At 69.1% G+C, this 14,566-nt stretch carries 15 protein-coding genes and 1 pseudogene; 8 read left to right on the top strand and 8 right to left on the bottom strand.

The window, feature by feature from the left end; translation table 11 throughout:
• Positions 1-359: 359 nt before the first annotated feature.
• Entirely contained in the window at positions 360-752 is a 393-nt protein-coding gene (locus ABZ471_RS44040; protein ID WP_359074787.1) for a hypothetical protein, read from the bottom strand.
• Positions 753-1,099: 347 nt separating this feature from the next.
• Here ABZ471_RS44040 and ABZ471_RS44035 point away from each other — a divergent pair, with 347 nt between their 5' ends.
• Positions 1,100-2,101: a DUF1259 domain-containing protein gene (locus ABZ471_RS44035; RefSeq protein ID WP_359074786.1), complete on the top strand. Its 1,002-nt coding sequence runs from the start codon at positions 1,100-1,102 to the stop codon at positions 2,099-2,101.
• The gene (locus ABZ471_RS44030) at positions 2,098-3,303 is read left to right on the top strand and encodes a cytochrome P450 (protein WP_359074785.1); all 1,206 of its coding nucleotides are present in this window, start codon (positions 2,098-2,100) and stop codon (positions 3,301-3,303) included. Before ABZ471_RS44035 ends, ABZ471_RS44030 begins: the two co-directional genes overlap by 4 nt.
• 75 nt (positions 3,304-3,378) lie before the next feature.
• On the opposite strand, the pseudogene ABZ471_RS44025 reads toward ABZ471_RS44030, so the two are convergent.
• Positions 3,379-3,816, bottom strand: a pseudogene (locus tag ABZ471_RS44025) (hypothetical protein); the annotation flags it as partial.
• Between the two features lie 635 nt (positions 3,817-4,451).
• On the opposite strand from ABZ471_RS44025, the gene ABZ471_RS44020 reads away from it, so the two are divergent.
• From ABZ471_RS44020 to ABZ471_RS44005, 4 genes are read left to right on the top strand one after another with little or no spacing between them, the layout of a single operon-like run.
• Positions 4,452-4,589 (top strand): lasso RiPP family leader peptide-containing protein, encoded by a 138-nt coding sequence (locus ABZ471_RS44020; protein WP_107090680.1) that lies wholly within the window; start codon positions 4,452-4,454, stop codon positions 4,587-4,589.
• Between the two features lie 35 nt (positions 4,590-4,624).
• Positions 4,625-6,550: an asparagine synthase-related protein gene (locus ABZ471_RS44015; protein WP_359074784.1), complete on the top strand. Its 1,926-nt coding sequence runs from the start codon at positions 4,625-4,627 to the stop codon at positions 6,548-6,550.
• 4 nt (positions 6,551-6,554) lie between these two features.
• Positions 6,555-6,767 carry a lasso peptide biosynthesis PqqD family chaperone gene (locus tag ABZ471_RS44010; RefSeq protein ID WP_359074783.1) on the top strand — a complete coding sequence of 71 codons (213 nt, stop codon included), beginning with the start codon at positions 6,555-6,557 and terminating at the stop codon, positions 6,765-6,767.
• A complete protein-coding gene (locus ABZ471_RS44005) occupies positions 6,764-7,207 on the top strand; it encodes a lasso peptide biosynthesis B2 protein (RefSeq protein WP_359074782.1) in 444 nt (147 codons plus the stop codon). The genes ABZ471_RS44010 and ABZ471_RS44005 overlap by 4 nt, the downstream gene beginning before the upstream one ends.
• Before the next feature lie 41 nt (positions 7,208-7,248).
• Here ABZ471_RS44005 and ABZ471_RS44000 read toward each other — a convergent pair whose 3' ends face one another.
• The 5 genes from ABZ471_RS44000 to ABZ471_RS43980 form a co-directional block, all read right to left on the bottom strand.
• Positions 7,249-9,126, bottom strand: a complete 1,878-nt coding sequence (locus ABZ471_RS44000) for an ABC transporter ATP-binding protein (RefSeq protein ID WP_359074781.1) — start codon at positions 9,124-9,126, stop codon at positions 7,249-7,251.
• Positions 9,127-9,424: 298 nt separating this feature from the next.
• On the bottom strand, positions 9,425-9,898 hold the full coding sequence (locus ABZ471_RS43995; RefSeq protein ID WP_359074780.1) for a DUF6174 domain-containing protein: 474 nt from the start codon (positions 9,896-9,898) through the stop codon (positions 9,425-9,427).
• A 122-nt stretch (positions 9,899-10,020) separates the two neighbouring features.
• Positions 10,021-10,764 (bottom strand): DUF1775 domain-containing protein, encoded by a 744-nt coding sequence (locus ABZ471_RS43990; protein ID WP_359074788.1) that lies wholly within the window; start codon positions 10,762-10,764, stop codon positions 10,021-10,023.
• Positions 10,701-11,414, bottom strand: a complete 714-nt coding sequence (locus ABZ471_RS43985) for a hypothetical protein (RefSeq protein WP_359074779.1) — start codon at positions 11,412-11,414, stop codon at positions 10,701-10,703. The genes ABZ471_RS43990 and ABZ471_RS43985 overlap by 64 nt, the downstream gene beginning before the upstream one ends.
• Positions 11,415-11,542: 128 nt before the next feature.
• Complete coding sequence (locus ABZ471_RS43980) at positions 11,543-11,998, bottom strand: DUF3093 domain-containing protein (RefSeq protein WP_359074778.1); 456 nt, start codon at positions 11,996-11,998, stop codon at positions 11,543-11,545.
• A gap of 480 nt (positions 11,999-12,478) precedes the next feature.
• Here ABZ471_RS43980 and ABZ471_RS43975 point away from each other — a divergent pair, with 480 nt between their 5' ends.
• Complete coding sequence (locus ABZ471_RS43975; protein ID WP_359074777.1) at positions 12,479-12,967, top strand: carboxymuconolactone decarboxylase family protein; 489 nt, start codon at positions 12,479-12,481, stop codon at positions 12,965-12,967.
• Between the two features lie 9 nt (positions 12,968-12,976).
• Here the strand turns inward: ABZ471_RS43975 and ABZ471_RS43970 are convergent, their stop codons facing one another.
• A complete protein-coding gene (locus tag ABZ471_RS43970; RefSeq protein ID WP_359074776.1) occupies positions 12,977-13,864 on the bottom strand; it encodes an NAD-dependent protein deacetylase in 888 nt (295 codons plus the stop codon).
• 113 nt (positions 13,865-13,977) lie between these two features.
• Here ABZ471_RS43970 and ABZ471_RS43965 point away from each other — a divergent pair, with 113 nt between their 5' ends.
• Positions 13,978-14,532, top strand: a complete 555-nt coding sequence (locus tag ABZ471_RS43965) for an RICIN domain-containing protein (protein ID WP_359074775.1) — start codon at positions 13,978-13,980, stop codon at positions 14,530-14,532.
• Positions 14,533-14,566 lie beyond the last annotated feature (34 nt).

The following is a 14,566-nucleotide window of genomic DNA, read 5'->3' as shown; positions in this document are numbered from 1 at the left end:
CGGCTTCGAGTGCACGCCGGGCCGTCTTCGGCAGGCGGACACGGTAGGTGTACCGGGCATACCCGGCCTCCTCCGTGATCGCTCCCGTCGTCATGCACCCGAACCGACCCTGGGGGAGTGACTGCTGGGCTGCGTCACCCAGTCGTGGGGTGGACGCCGGATCGCCCTGGCGGCGATTCGGCTGCCTCTGCCCTGCTCCGCAGGAATCCGATTCCTCCCCGGCCTGAAGGCCGGGGCATCCTCGGAGACACCCGGTGACCCGCGGAGTCCACTGCCCGGATCGCTCGGACGCCGTGGATGTGCACGCGTGTCGACTTCGCCGGGCAGTGGCCGCCTTCTGACAGTTCTGGAGAGAACGGTCAGCGACGGTCATGCTGGCGTGTGTGTCCGCCGGGTGGGCAGCCGAACCAGTGCACCGTGCCGTTCGTGGAGGTGTAGCCCAGGCACCTGATGGTTCGGTTGTGCAGGGTCTCGGTCCGGTCGACTCCTCCGTCCAGATACTCCGTCTTGTAGTGGGTCTGTACGAGTGTGTCGACCTCGACGGTGTACCAGCGGCGCTTCGTGGTCGGCATGCTGCAGCGGTGGCCGGTCACGTCGGGGCTGGGCCCCTCGCTCCATATGCCCCGTTCGGCGCGCTCGCAGTGCACGCTGTCGTCGGCGCCGGCGGTGCCGGCGCTGGTGCCGAGCAGAGCCGCCACGCCTGTGGCGACTGCCGCGGTAGCGCCGAGCAGGCGCTTCAGAGCGAGGTTCATCGATTGGTCCTCCTGTCAGCCGTGGTGACGGTCGGGAGTTGCCAGGTCACCTTGGGGTAATAGTCACACTTATCCGGTATGTCTGGCCCGGTAGCCGACGACGCAGTCCCCCGACCCGGTGATGTCGCTGATGCCAATGCAGCAGGCCGCGGTCGCCTCCCCGGCCGGCCCCGGAGCGCGCCCCGGTTCGTGCAAGGGGCTGCGCGGCCGGGACGACCGCACTTGGGGAGCCTGCTCAGCTCGGGCGTGACTCTCACTTGCGTATTAGCCCACCTGCGGGACCTGACTGCGTCAATCACCGGGCGACGCGGCTTCCGGTGTTTCGATCACACCAGGAGGCGCATGACATGGCTGACGAGCGACAACAGGACACCCGATCCCGACTCACCACATCCCGGCGCAGTGTGCTGGCCGCGGCCGCCTTTGCGCCCGCGCTCACCGGTGTGCCGGCCCCGGCCCACGCCCTGCCCGCCGGACGGGAGGGCCGTGCCCTGGTCGAACCGGTGATGACCAAGCTGGCGGACTGGGCAGACGTGGGCGAGGTTCTCCGCCGACCCGGTGACATGAGGCGTTTCATGTACCACACGGGCTTGCCGCGCCGTGACCTCACGGTCTTCTCCCACGGCGTTCGGATCAATCCCGCGCTCGCCCTCGGCACACACATGTCCTTCGTCCGGTACGCAGACCACAGCACGCTCTTGATGGGCGACGCCGTGGTCACCGAACGCGAACTGCAGCGCTTCTGTGATGTCCTGCAGAAGCACGGGATCATGCTGACTGCCATGCACAAACACCTGCTCGCCCACGAGCCGGATGTCTGGTGGGTGCACCTGCACGCCCACGGTCACGATCCGGTCGCCGTTGCTCGTGGTCTGCGCGCCGCATTCGACTGCACCGGTACCCCACCTGCCGAACCCGCCACTTCTTCGGCGTCCGTCGACCTGGACACCACCGCCATCGACGCCGCAATGGGCGTCAAGGGCGGCGCTGACGGTGAGATCTACAAGAGCACCTATGTCCGTCGCGAGACCGTCGCCGACGGCCATCTGGTGCTGCCTCCTGGACTGGGCTCCACCACCTCCGTCAACTTCCAGCCGCTCGGCGGCGGAAGGGCCGCCCTCAGCGGCGACCTGGTCATGATCGCCAGCGAAGTCCAGCCCGTCCTCACGGCCCTGCGACGCGGTGGCATCGAACTCGTCGAGGTGCACCACCACAACCTCGAGGACGAACCACGTCTGTTCTTCGTCCACTACTGGGCCGTCGGCAATGCCGTCAGGCTCGCCGAAGCCGTTCGCAAGGCCGTGGACACCACCAACGTCGTACCCATGCCTGGAGGAGCCGGCTCATGACTGCGGTCAACGAGACACTCACCTGCCCGTTCGACTTCAGCGAAGCCCTGGACTTCGACCCTGCGCTCGCGGCCCTGATGCAGCGCGGTTCTCCCGCGCGCATCCGGCTTCCCTACGGCGACGCGGATGCCTGGCTGATCACGGGCTTCGACGCCGTCAAGCAGGTGACTACCGACCAGCGGTTCAGCAGGGCGGGCATCATCGGTCACGACTACCCCCGGATGACGCCGGAGCCCATCGTCTCGCCGGAATCGATCAACGTGATGGACCCACCGCACAGCAGCCGCGTCCGTCACCTGGCCTCGCAGGCCTTCACGCAGCAACAGGCCGACGCCATGCGGCACCGGATCGTCCAGCTTGTGGACCGGCTGCTGGACGGCATGGAGAAAGAAGGACCGCCGGCGGATGTGGTCCACCACCTGTCCGAGAAGCTTCCCCAACACGCGGTCCTGGACCTCCTCGGTATCGAACGGGAGGAATGGCCCTGGATCGAGAAGGCCGTGCACCAACTGCTCGTCGTCGGCGCGGACAACAAGGAGGCCGCAACGAAGGCCAAGTCCGATCTGGCGGCCTACTTCGCCGAACTCGTCGGACAACGCCGGAAATCGCCCGGCCCCGACCTCATCAGCGCGATGGCCGCAGCGCGGGAAGGCGAGGAACAGCTCGACGACAGGGAACTGGCGGTCATGACGCTGACGCTGGCGCTCAGCGGTCAGGACACGGCAACCTGCCAGATCAGCAACATCACATACCTGCTCCTGACACGTCCCGAGTTGTTGCAGCACCTCAGGCGCCGGCCCGAGACCTTGACCGACGTCTTGCACGAGATGCTCCGCTGCATCCCGTTCCGCAAGGGGGTCGGAATCCCCCGGGTGGCTCTCGAGGACGTGGAACTGGACGGTGCACACATCCGGGCAGGCGACTTCGTTCACGTGTCGTACTTGACGGCCAACCGTGACCCGGAGCGCTACCCGGACCCACACGTCATCGACCTTGACCGTCACAGCGCACCGCATATGACCTTCGGCTGGGGCGGACACCGGTGCATCGCGATGCCTCTGGCCATGACAGAGCTGGAAGTGGCCATCGGCCGGCTCGTGGAGAGATTCCCCCGTCTGCGACTCGCAGTGCCGCCGGAGGAGTTGCGCTGGGACACAAAGACGATCAGGCGGTTTCCACTGGAGTTGCCAGTGGCTTGGTAGAAACGCCTGTGTCGCCGACGCCGGCTGACCCTCCGGCCGAGAACTTCGACATGTATGCGACAGGACCACTCGCGTTTTCTTCTTCCGGTTGGCGACCTGGTCCTTCTTCTCCGCGATGACTGCCTTGATGTTGTGTTTTCGCAGGTAAGAGCGGTTAGCGCGGGATGAGTAGGCCTTGTCTGCGGCGACAGCGTCAGGACGGGGTTAGGGGACGGCAGACTGGCAGACGGATGTGCACCTTGCTCGTCAGCCCGCCACGGGATCTGTCGAGCAGGGCTTCATGCAAGGGGAGCTTGCGCCGTCGCCTGATGTGCCGCCGCTCTTGCTGCTCGGGGTCGTCACTCCCGTCCTGTCCGTTCTGTTCTGGTGGGCCGCCCCCTTTTGCCGGGCCCGCTCCTGCTCGGCGGCGGTTTCCTCAAGGGCGTCCATGACCTCCTTGCCGATGCACATCCCGGCAGCGTCGTGGTGGGCGCGGGCGGTGGTGGAGTCCACGCTGACCAGGGACAAGTCCGTGTGAAAAGACCGCGAATGCGGTGGTGCGCCGGTGGTGGGGCCAGGCTTTGTACTGGGAGCTGGATGAGATCTGGCCACGCCGCCTGCACCGGGTCGCAGGCGGCAACGTCGGAACCGACCTGGAATGGTGGCGGAACGTGGGGCGGGGTCGTCTTCCCTGAAGTAGTTGCCGTCGCAGACGCACTGCTCGAGCCGAGAATGGCCGCGCCGGCACGGCGCGACAGCGGTAGGGAGCGGCTGCGGCCGATGGGTGCCGACGGGCGGTGCCTCCCGGGCGCGCAGGCGGTGGCGCACAGCTGGGGCGTCTCGCCCTCCCGGAGAGGCCCGGTTATGAGCACGAGATTCGGCGCAGGCGCTTCGGAGGCTGCCGCGTCGGGGGCACCGTCCGGGCGGCTGGAACTCATCGGCTGGGTTGTGGATCTGTCCTGTGTGTCCGATCTCGCCGGTTCCTTCCCAGCTCCGGGCGTGCACGGCGCACGCGGCGCCGCATACGTGCTTCCGCCGAGGGAGGAAATCCGCTCGGTTCACTGAATGGGGTGGGAGCGGGCGCTGTCGGATGTAGGGCCGAAATGCCTTGGGTAATTTCCGCCGGAGCGTGGATACCACGCCACCAGCGGAGGTAAAGGAGGACCTTCATGCAGCAGGACGAAGTGTACGAACCACCGGCCATGGTGGAAGTCGGTGACTTCGCCGAGCTGACCCGAGGCGAGGCTCTGGGCGCGTTCTACGAGGGTGGATTCCCGCCCTACGAGTGGTACCTCGGCCCCAACTGAGCCGGAGATCGACAGTACATGACGGGTGAAGTGCCATGAGCGGTGATGTGTGGTTCACCGTCCTCCCGGACGGTGAATCCGGCGTGGCCGCGGCGCGGCTCCTGCGCCCCTGGGCCACCGAGACCATCCGACACCACTCCGGTCGGCCGTGGCTGCTTGGCAGTTGGCCGGACGGACACGTGACGGTGGGCGCGGCAGGGGCGCGGCGGGTCGCGGTGATCGGGCGTTGCCCGGTCACCGTCGAGGCGCTGTCCGAGCGTACGGGGCGGCTGCGGGACATCGGGGACGTGGAACGGATCGCCCGCAGCCTGAACGGAAGCTTCCACCTCGTGGCTTCCGTCGACGGTTTGGTCCGGGCCAGGGGAAGCGCGTCCGGGGTGCGGCGGCTTTTCCACGCGCGTGTGGCCGGGGTGTCTGTGGCCGCCAACCGGGCGGACGGGCTCGCCGCCGTGACCGGAGCGGGCCCCGACGAACAGGTCCTGGCCGCGCACCTGCTGGCCTCGCCGCTTCCTTACCCGCTGGACGACCACTGCGTGTGGCAAGGCGTACAAGCCGTGCCGTCCTTCGACTGTCTGCTGATCGACGCGGACGGGCAGGCTCGCACGCAGCCGTGGTGGACCCCTCCGGAGCCGCAACGCGCATGGCAGGAAGGCGTGCCTGCGGTGCGCTCGGCACTGATCACAGCGGTGGACTCTTGTACCGTCGGCCGGGGTACGGTGAGCGCGGACCTGTCCGGAGGCGTGGACTCCACCAGCCTGTGCTTCCTGGCCGCGCGGGAGCAGGAGCGAACCCGGCCGACCGGAACGAAGCTGGTGACACTGCGCTGGCAGAGCCTCGACCCGGAGAACGACGACGCGGCCTGGGCCGTGCGTGCCGCCGCCCGTCTTCCCGACAGCGAGCACGTCACGCCCGCCCCTGACCAATGGCCCCTCTGGTACAGCGACTTGGCAGGTCTCACCGGAGACGCCGTGCCCACCGACGAGCCGGGACCGTGGGTGCGCGACGGCGCCAGGATGGCGGCGCTGTGCCGCCTGATGACCGGCCGTGGATCCCGTCTGCACCTCATGGGCGGCGGCGGAGACGAGCTGTTCACCACGTTTCCGCCCCACCTGCATGATTACGTCCGACGCCACCCCCTGTCGGCCTGGTCTCGTATCCGTACGCAACGCGCCTCCCAGCACTGGCCACTTCGGCAGCTGCTGCGTCAGCTTGTGGACCGCAGGACGTTCGGCCAGTGGCTGGCGGCATGGGCGGAGGGTCTCACCACGCAGCAGCAGCCGTCGCCAGCCCTCGTCCGCGGCGCCCCCTCGACGGCGTGGGGGGTGGACCTGTGCATGCCGCCGTGGGCGACCCGGGACGCGGCCGAGGCCGTGCAGGGCCTGCTCCGGGAAGCCGCCGCCACCGCCGAGCCCCTCGCACCCGAGCGCGGACAGCACGCCGCCCTCGCCTGTGTACGGACCGGTGGGCGCGGCTTGCGGCAACTGGACCAGGTAACGTCTCGCCGAGGACTGGGCCAGGCCGCGCCCTACCTCGACGACCATGTGATCGAGGCGGCCCTGGCCATCCGCGTGGCCGAGCGCAGCACGCCCGGTCGATACAAGCCGGTGCTCGCCGAAGCGGTGCGCGGCATCGTGCCCGACGACGTTCTGCGGAGGAACACCAAGGGCGAGTACAGCACGGACTTCCACGTGAGCCTGCGTCGCAATCGCTCTGCGCTGGTGGAGCTCTTCGACGGCTCATGGCTCGCCCGCGCCGGACTGATCGATGACGCCGCGGTCCGTGCGTCGCTGCTCGGCGTGCACCCCACCCCAGAATCACTGCGCTCCCTCAGCTCCAGTCTGGGCAGCGAGATCTGGCTACGCGCTCGCTCCACACCCCCCTTCCCCCGAGCACCGCGATCACCGAAGGAGCACCGTGAGCCTGACCCTGCGACCGGGAGTCTGCACGGCGGACACACCTGACGGCATGGTGCTGCTTGACGAAGTCACCGGCCGCTACTGGCAGCTCAACCGCACGGCAGCGCTCGTCCTCCGAAGCCTCCTCGACGGCGCCGAACCACCGGACATGGCCCGCGTGCTCCGCGAGGCCTACCCCCGGCTCACAGCAGAGCGCGCCGAGACCGACACGGCCTCGATCACGCGCGCGCTGACGGAGGCCCGGCTGGTGGTGCCCGCATGAGCCAGCCGATGGTGCCCGCCGCCCGCAGCCGCCTGCCCTTCCGACGGCGTCCGCCCGTCCTCATCGCCACGGGCGCCGCCCGGCTGATCGTCACACTCAAGCCGCACCGCATCCGCCGCGTCCTGTCCGTAGTCCGGCGCGGGGCCGCCCCCGCCACCACCTCTCAGACGCTCGCCGCACGCGAGGCCGTCGTCGCGCTCAGCGCGCGCTGCGCCGGGGAGGGCTGTCTGCAGCGTTCCGTGGCCACGGCGCTGCTGTGCCGGATGCACGGAGTCTGGCCGGACTGGTGCACAGGGGTGCGCACGGCGCCGTTCCGCGCGCACGCCTGGGTGGAGGTCGACGGCCTCCCGGTGGGTGAACCGCACCGGCCTGGGGAGTACCACCGCATGATGGTGGTGCCGGTCCTGCCGCACAAGAGGCTGCCGGAAGAGCAGCCCTGAGGCCCGGCAGGCCGACGGCCGCACAACAGAGGGGCGGTCAGTCACCGGTCCTGGGCGAGCCGGTAGAGCTCGGCGAAGAGTCCACCGCGTGCCATCAGGGTCTCGAAGTCGCCCTCTTCACGGATCCGGCCCCGGTCGAGGACGACGATCCGGTCCGCGATCCGGGCGTTCTCCAGGCCCTGGGTGACAAAGACGGCGGTCCTGCCCGCGGCGAGTTCCTTGAAACGGCGGATCACCAGGTATTCGGCGCGGGGGTCCATCGCGGAGGTAGGTTCGTCGAGCATGAGCATCGCGGCGTCACGGTAGAAGGCGCGCGCGACGGCGATCCGCTGCCACTGCCCACCGGACAAGTCGGTACCGCCCCAGTGCGAGCCCGCGACCAGGGTGTCCAGGCCATGCGGAACGTTCGCGATGACGCTGTCCGCGCCGGCCGCCCGTGCGGCGTCCAGCAGGAGGGTGTCGCTCTCGGAACGGGGCTGACCGAGATGGATGTTGGCGCGTAGGTCCATCGGCCAGCGGGTGTAGTCCTGGGGCACCAGGCCGACCTTTGCCCACACGCTGTGCGGGTCGGCCTCGGCCAAGTCGATGCCGTCCCAGCTCACCGTGCCGCTGGACGCGATACGGAGACCGGTGAGCAGGGCGGACAGAGTGGTTTTACCCGAGCCGTTCTCGCCCACCAGCGCGATCAGTTCGCCGCGCCGCAGCGTGAGGCTGACGTCGTCGACCGCCGGTCTAGCGGCACCGGGGTAGGTGTAGCTGACCTTGTGGGCGCGGACCTCGGAGGGCGCGTCGATCGGAATCGGTCGGGACCCGCGGACCGCGCGCAGCGCCGTGGCCCGGCACAGGAACGCCCGCCAGTCCTCCAGATACAGGCTGGTACGGAACAGCCGGGCGGCGGCCAGAACGAGGGATGTCAGCGCGCCGGTAGAGGTGCGCACGGCGACGACCGCCGTGGCCGCGAGCGCGAGGTTCATCCGCCCGGTGGCGGCGAGCCAGCCCAGAGCGGCCCAGGTCGCCGCGAGCATCAGACCACTGACGCAGGCGCCGAACAGGGTGACTCGCAGGACACGCGGGGCTGCGCGGCGGTGTGTGGCCTTGATCCGGTCGGTGACCTCCTGATACCAGTCGGCAAGGAACGCGGCCATGGTGGTGGCGCGCACCTCGGCTGCGGTGCGCTGGTGGGTGGCGTAGTGCCGCAGCAGGTAGCGCAGATGACTGTCCGCGATGTTCTGGTGGTCGGCGCGGTGCTGGATGCGGGCGGTGGAGACGGCCGCGGCACCCTTGGGAACGACGGCGAGCACGAGCAGTGGCAGCAGCACAGGGTGGAGCAGGGCCAGGACCGAGACGGCGGCGATGAGTTGGCCGAGCGCGGAGATCAGCGCCTGGGCATCGCTGATCAAGTTCTCCGTCGCCTCCGCCCCACGGCCGGCAGCCTGGAGCCGGTCGGCGAATCCCGGCCTGTCGTATGCCTCCAACTCCACCTGCGGGGCAGCCGCGAGGATCTGGAGGTCGGCCTCGGTGGCGACCTCCGGGGCGAGCCGCGCGGAGGAGTAGACGGCGAGCGCGTCGGCCCCGGCGCGCACCCCCGCAGCGACGGCGACGACGATCAGCGCAGGAGTCGCCGCCGCCACCCGATCGCCCACCTGACCGCCGTGGAACAACTGAGCCAGTGCACCCGGCAGCGCCGCGAGCGCGACGGCCGAGGCGGCGCAGACGGCCAGCTGGCAGCAGGCCAGCTGGAGCATCGCGGGACGGTCGGCGGCCCAACCGAGGCGGGCCGCGGCGGCGAGCGTGCGGGGCAGCCTGGCAGCCATCTGCCACCAGGAGGCATTCGCGATGTCCTCAAAGCGCACGTCGCCACGGAGGCCGACCTGCTGCGGGACGTCGGCGGACGAAGAACCGGACGAGGACGCGGTCACCCGTCTCATACTGCTGCGCCCCCCAAGCACGCGATCCCGAAGCCTCCGAATTCACCCATAAGATGGGGCGTCCCGCGAGCCTGCAGAGCACGATGACGAGCGCGCACGGCGACCCGCAGGTCCCGTTCACGTACCAGGTCCCCGACAGCGCAGATCAGGTGCAGGGCACGGCGGAGCATCGCGAATCGGTACGACAAGACGCCCGAAAGCTACCTCGCCTGCCCCCACCTCCGCGCCTCGATGATCGGGATCAGCGACCTCCTGAGAGCAACTGGTTGATCACCACATCACACAGGCCCTAGCTGGGCGCTGGTTCGTAGGAGCTGATGACGTAGACCGCTTCGTCGTCGATGGCATTCTTGTCCCAGTCCAGAGAGACGCGAACCGGGTGCCCGTCGGCTGCGTACTCCGCCTCGGCTGTGTCCGCCCCGTCACGCCGGGCCTGTTCCCACAGCTTCAACACCCCTCCGATCGTGGGCACTTCACCAGGTATCTGCTTTCCCGCCCGTCGGCTGTCCGCGTCGAGCCCGACCGCCTTCGTCACCTTGTGGTCCCGGACCGTCACCCGGAAGGCTCCTGCCAGGACGGAGGTGCTCATCGTGAGCTTGTAGTCGTACGAGTCAGGCTCGTTCCAGGTGGTCTTCGGCTCGTTCTTCTTGCTGGTATTCGAGTCCGTCCCGCTCGTGGAGCCGCAGGCTGTGATGGAGATCAGCAAACTCCCGAACAGCGCGACGGTACACACGAGACGGGCCTTGAGACGTACGGCAGTCATGGTGGCTCCCTCGGAATCGGTCACCACTGTGACGCCGGACGGCTCAACAACGTTCGGTGAGCCCGTGCGGGCCGTCGGCGGGGGGCGGCAGTCCTTCCGCTCCACGCCGACGGTGGTGAACATCAGCTCTGGGACGAGGTACCCCGGCGCTTGGTCAGCCACCAGGCTCCGCCGCCGACGACCAGCAGCGCAACGACGATCACACCGACCAGAACACCCGAGGACATGCCGTCGTCCTCCTCAGCCGCTGTGTCACTCGCAGCCACCGAGCCGTCCGGCGAAGGAGCGGGGGCGGAGGACGTGGAGGAACCCGAACCGGGAGTCGCACTGTGCGTCTCCGTCGGCTTCGGGCTGACCGGCTCTGCGCCAGGGGCCGCGGCCTTCAGGTTCAGCAGCGGAGCGGGCTGCTCGGGCTCCTTGCCGCCGGTGGGCAGTTCGATCCAGCGGGAGACCCCGCCGTCGCTGTAGGTCTCGAGGGTCTTGAAAGCGAGCTGCTTCACGTCCGGCAGTTGCCGGACCTTGATCTTGTGCTCGGCGTCGACGCCGGCCTTCAGGGCGGGGCCTTCGACGCTGTAGCCGTCATCGGTGGCCGTCAGCTTCCAGCCCTTCGGTGCCTCCTCGAGCGTGACGTCGCTGGGGGCGATGCCCTCGGGCAGCACGATGCGCAGCTTCGTGAAGCCCGCGGAGCCGGACTCGGCTTCGGAGACGAAGCTGAGGGTGACGTTCTCCGCCAGGGCCTGAGGGTGGTCGGCCTCGACCTCCGCGTGCGCGGAGGCCGGGACGGCCAGGGCGAGCGTGGCCGTCAGTGCGGCGGCACCGGCGAGAGTGATGCGGTGGCCGGCACGCGTCGACACGTGGGTGGAGATGGGCACAGGGGGACTCCTTGCAGGTACGGGTGAATCCGGCCCCGCAGGTGCTGGGACCGGTGAAGGACTGGAGAGTTCTCCTGTCGCGGTGGTCCCCTGCGCACCACCGCGTGCTCCAGTACTTCGTCCCGCGCCAGTTCCGCCAGGCCGAACCATGCGCGTGCCCGGCCGTCGGGCATCCCGAGCATCACCCGGTCCATGTCGGCGACCGGTCGTGGCAGCACGTGTGCCAGTGCGGTTGCCGCGGCCATGGCCAAGGTGCGGAGCGTGCCGAGCGCGGCCGTGGTCCGCGCATCCGCCCGGTGCAGCAGCCAGGCAACCGTCAGCGAGGTGAGGATGTGCACCGCGGCCATGGCCGCCCCGGCGTGATGCCAGGCATGCCCGTCCCGGGCAGCCGTCATGGGATGCCCGGCATGCGTGTGCTCCGGCATGCTCAGCGGACTCTCGTCGTCCGCGTAGGACAGCGCAAGGTGCAGCACGCCTTGTGCAGCCAGTGTGACGATGATCGTCGCGACCGGCGCGTAGCGGCGCCGAGCCAGCGGCCACACCGCGGCGAACTGGGCCACGGCCAACGTCCCCACCAGCCGCCACGGCACCGGACCTTCGGCGATCGCACCGTGCCCGAACGTGGCGAGCACGGTCCCGAGCACGGCGAACAGGCCGGCCCGCGCGCACGCTCCCGTGCGGCTGGCCCGGCCTGCTCCGACACGTCCCCCGTGTCCCGTCACGTGATCAGGTGGCACGGTCGCCCGTCATCCCCTACCGGCCGTGCGCCCACTCAGAGCCGTGCCACCAGTGCCTCGGCCAGCCGCTCGGGCGTCCGGGTGGAAAGGTACAGGTAGGGCGTGGGGTCGTCGGGATCGAGGACCTCGACGCGCACCGCGGTGGGGATAAAACGGCGCATCACCATGACGGCCCGCAGATCGGCCTTGTACGTCCGCCAGGCCCGAGCCTCCTCCCCGTGCAGGGTCTCCGGCTGCCCCAGCGCGGCCAGCGGGACGCGGGCGTCGGCCACCAACAGCGTGTCGGCGGTGACCCGTATCCGCGTCGATCCCCGCGCGCTGACGTACATCCCAGCCAGGCAGGTGCCGACGGCCAGGGCGACGAGCGCGGCGACCGGCCCATTGGGGAGGAAGACCAGGGCCAGGGAGATGCCGAAGAGTACAGCGATCACCCACCAGGACCTCGGAGTGGTCAGACGTTCGTCGTAGAGGAGCCGGCTGGTGGGGGTCACGCGCGTTCACCTTGTCGTATACGTCGGGGCAGGTGGGACCGTTCACGGGGACAGGCAGGATCACCTCGGTCGCCGTGCGGGCATGAAGGACGCACGCCGGGTCCATCGGGTCATGCATGGTGCCGCTGCTCCTCATCCGGGCAACCGGTCGTCGACGACCGCCTTGAACGCCTGGTAGGAGCACGGGGACTGGATCCGGGTTCCATCGACGAAGAAAGTCCGGTGTTCCCTGCACGCCCAGGCCGAGGCCGTCGCGCCGGTCCAACCGGACGCGTCGGGTCACCTCGAGGTCGGAGAGGTCGGGGTCGGACCTGGCGCCGCCGGCTCAAACGGCCACCCACGGCTCAGCGAGATGCCACTGAAGTATGCAGAAGCCACGTTCACGTTTTCGGGAATTTCTCGGGTGCCTGTCACACCTTGGTCGGCCGGTCCGTCAGTGCAGTGAAGTCGCCGACCAGGCTGATGCGAAGGAGTGCAGTCATGACGAACACCTCGATCTCCCGGATGCCGAACCCGGCCGAGTTCGTGCCCGAGCTGAACGACATCAGCGCAGCTCTGTTCCGAGCCACGGGCAACCGCTCGGTGCCGCGGACCACGATGAGTCTCGTCCACCTGCGTGCCGGACAGATCGTGGGCAACACCTACCTGACGGTCCTGAACACGGCTTTCCTGCGGAAGGCCGGAGAGTCCGAGGAGCGCATCACCGCCGTCTCCTCCTGGCAGGACGCCCCGTACTTCAGCGACGCCGAGCGTGCTGCCCTCGCCTTGGTGGAGGCCACCCTCCAGCCTGCCCCGCACGGCAAGGAGCGCGTTTCCGACGACCTCTATGCCGAGGTGGCGAAGCACTACGACCAAAAGGCGCTGGCCACCCTCACCATCGCGATCGGTCAGATCAGCTTCTTCATCGCCCTGGCCGTCATCGGCAAGCCGCAGCCGGTCAGCTCTCTCGCGGACGAGCAGTGGGACTGACCTGATCCGTCATCCGTGCACGGGGACGCCCAGCCGGCCGGCCACGGTGGTGAGAGCCGTTCCCAGCGGGAGCGCGACCCGGGTGAGGGCGTGCCGGTCGCCTCGGGTCGGGTCCCGGTTGATGATCAGCACCGGTTTGTCGGCCTGGGCGGCCTGGCGGACGAACCGGAGCCCGGACATGACCGTCAGTGAAGAGCCCAGGACAAGCAGCGAGGCGGCCTCACGGACCAGCTTGCGGCAGTGTTCGACCCGCCGCGGCGGAACGGCTTCGCCGAAGAACACCACGTCTGGTTTGAGGATGCCGCCGCAGATCGTGCAGGGCGCCACGCGGAAGTCCCCGACCTGTTCGTCGGTGAGGTCGGCGTCACCGTCCGGGTTGATTCCAGCGGCCACCGGCTCGAAGCCTGGATTGGCCTCTTCCAGCTGCCGGACGAGTTCGCGTCGGGGGCTGAGGGCACCGCAGGACAGGCAGACGACCCGGTCCAGGCTTCCGTGGAGTTCTGTGACGCCCTCGCTGCCGGCGGCCTGGTGCAGGCCGTCGACGTTCTGGGTGATCACACCCGAGAGCAGGCCGTGCCGTTCGAACGCGGCCACGGCCAGGTGCCCGGCGTTGGGGCAGGCGCGGCCGAAGGTACGCCAGCCGAGGTGGCTGCGCGCCCAGTACCGGCGTCGGGCCTGGGCGCTGGCCGTGAAGTCCTGGTAGGTCATCGGGGTGTGCCGACTCAGGCTCCCGCCTTCGCCCCGGTAGTCGGGGATGCCCGACTCCGTGGAGATGCCCGCCCCGCTGAGCACCAGCACACCGCCGGTGCTCAGCGCATCGGCGACCGGCTCCAGATCCGTGGTGCCCGGCGGCAGGTCCTCGCCAGGGGTCCAGCTCAAGGTGGGGCGCATACGCATGCCGCCAGGGTACGGAACAGGCGAAGGCACTCCGGCCGGTGCTGCGGATCGGAAGGGACGTGCCGGTCGGTATCCCTCGATCCGGGGATGGCGTGGCGCGGGGGAGGCGTCCCATGATCGAGATTGCTCATCTCCACCTGAGGAAAGGGGCAGTTATGAAGTCGATGCGTCGGGTCCGTGTCACGGCCGTTGCTCTGGCGGCGGCCGTGGGGGGTGTCTTCTTTGCAGGGACGGCGCCCGTGCACGCCAAGGAGACCTGGAGCCAGTTCCGCAACGCCGGCAACGGTCTGTGCATGACGACCGCGGACGATCCCGCGAATGCCTTCCAGGGCACCGCCACCTTCGCGGCGTGTGATGCCTCCGATCCCCGGCAGCAGTGGCGGCTCGAGCTGGCGCATACTCCCGCGTGGATGATCGTCTCTCGAAGCACCAACAAGTGCATCGCGGATGTCGCCGGTTGGGGGCTTGCCTGGCTGGGGAAGTGCGATGCGAACGATATCGACCAGGCCTGGCATTTCCGCTCCAACGATGCGGGGGATCTTTTCTGGCTCTCGCACGACGACGGCAAGCTTCTGAGCACGCCCTATCGGGAAGGCACGTCCTATGTGACGGTGCGTAAGGACTTGGCGCCTGAGGATCCGCGTTACAAGTGGCGGCTCCTGCCGTGAACCCGGCAGCCATAAGGACTTGGCGCCTGAGGAT

Source organism: Streptomyces sp. NPDC005728, assembly GCF_040630895.1.
Taxonomy (GTDB): Bacteria; Actinomycetota; Actinomycetes; order Streptomycetales; family Streptomycetaceae; genus Streptomyces.
This window is presented reverse-complemented; position numbering and strand designations above follow the sequence as displayed.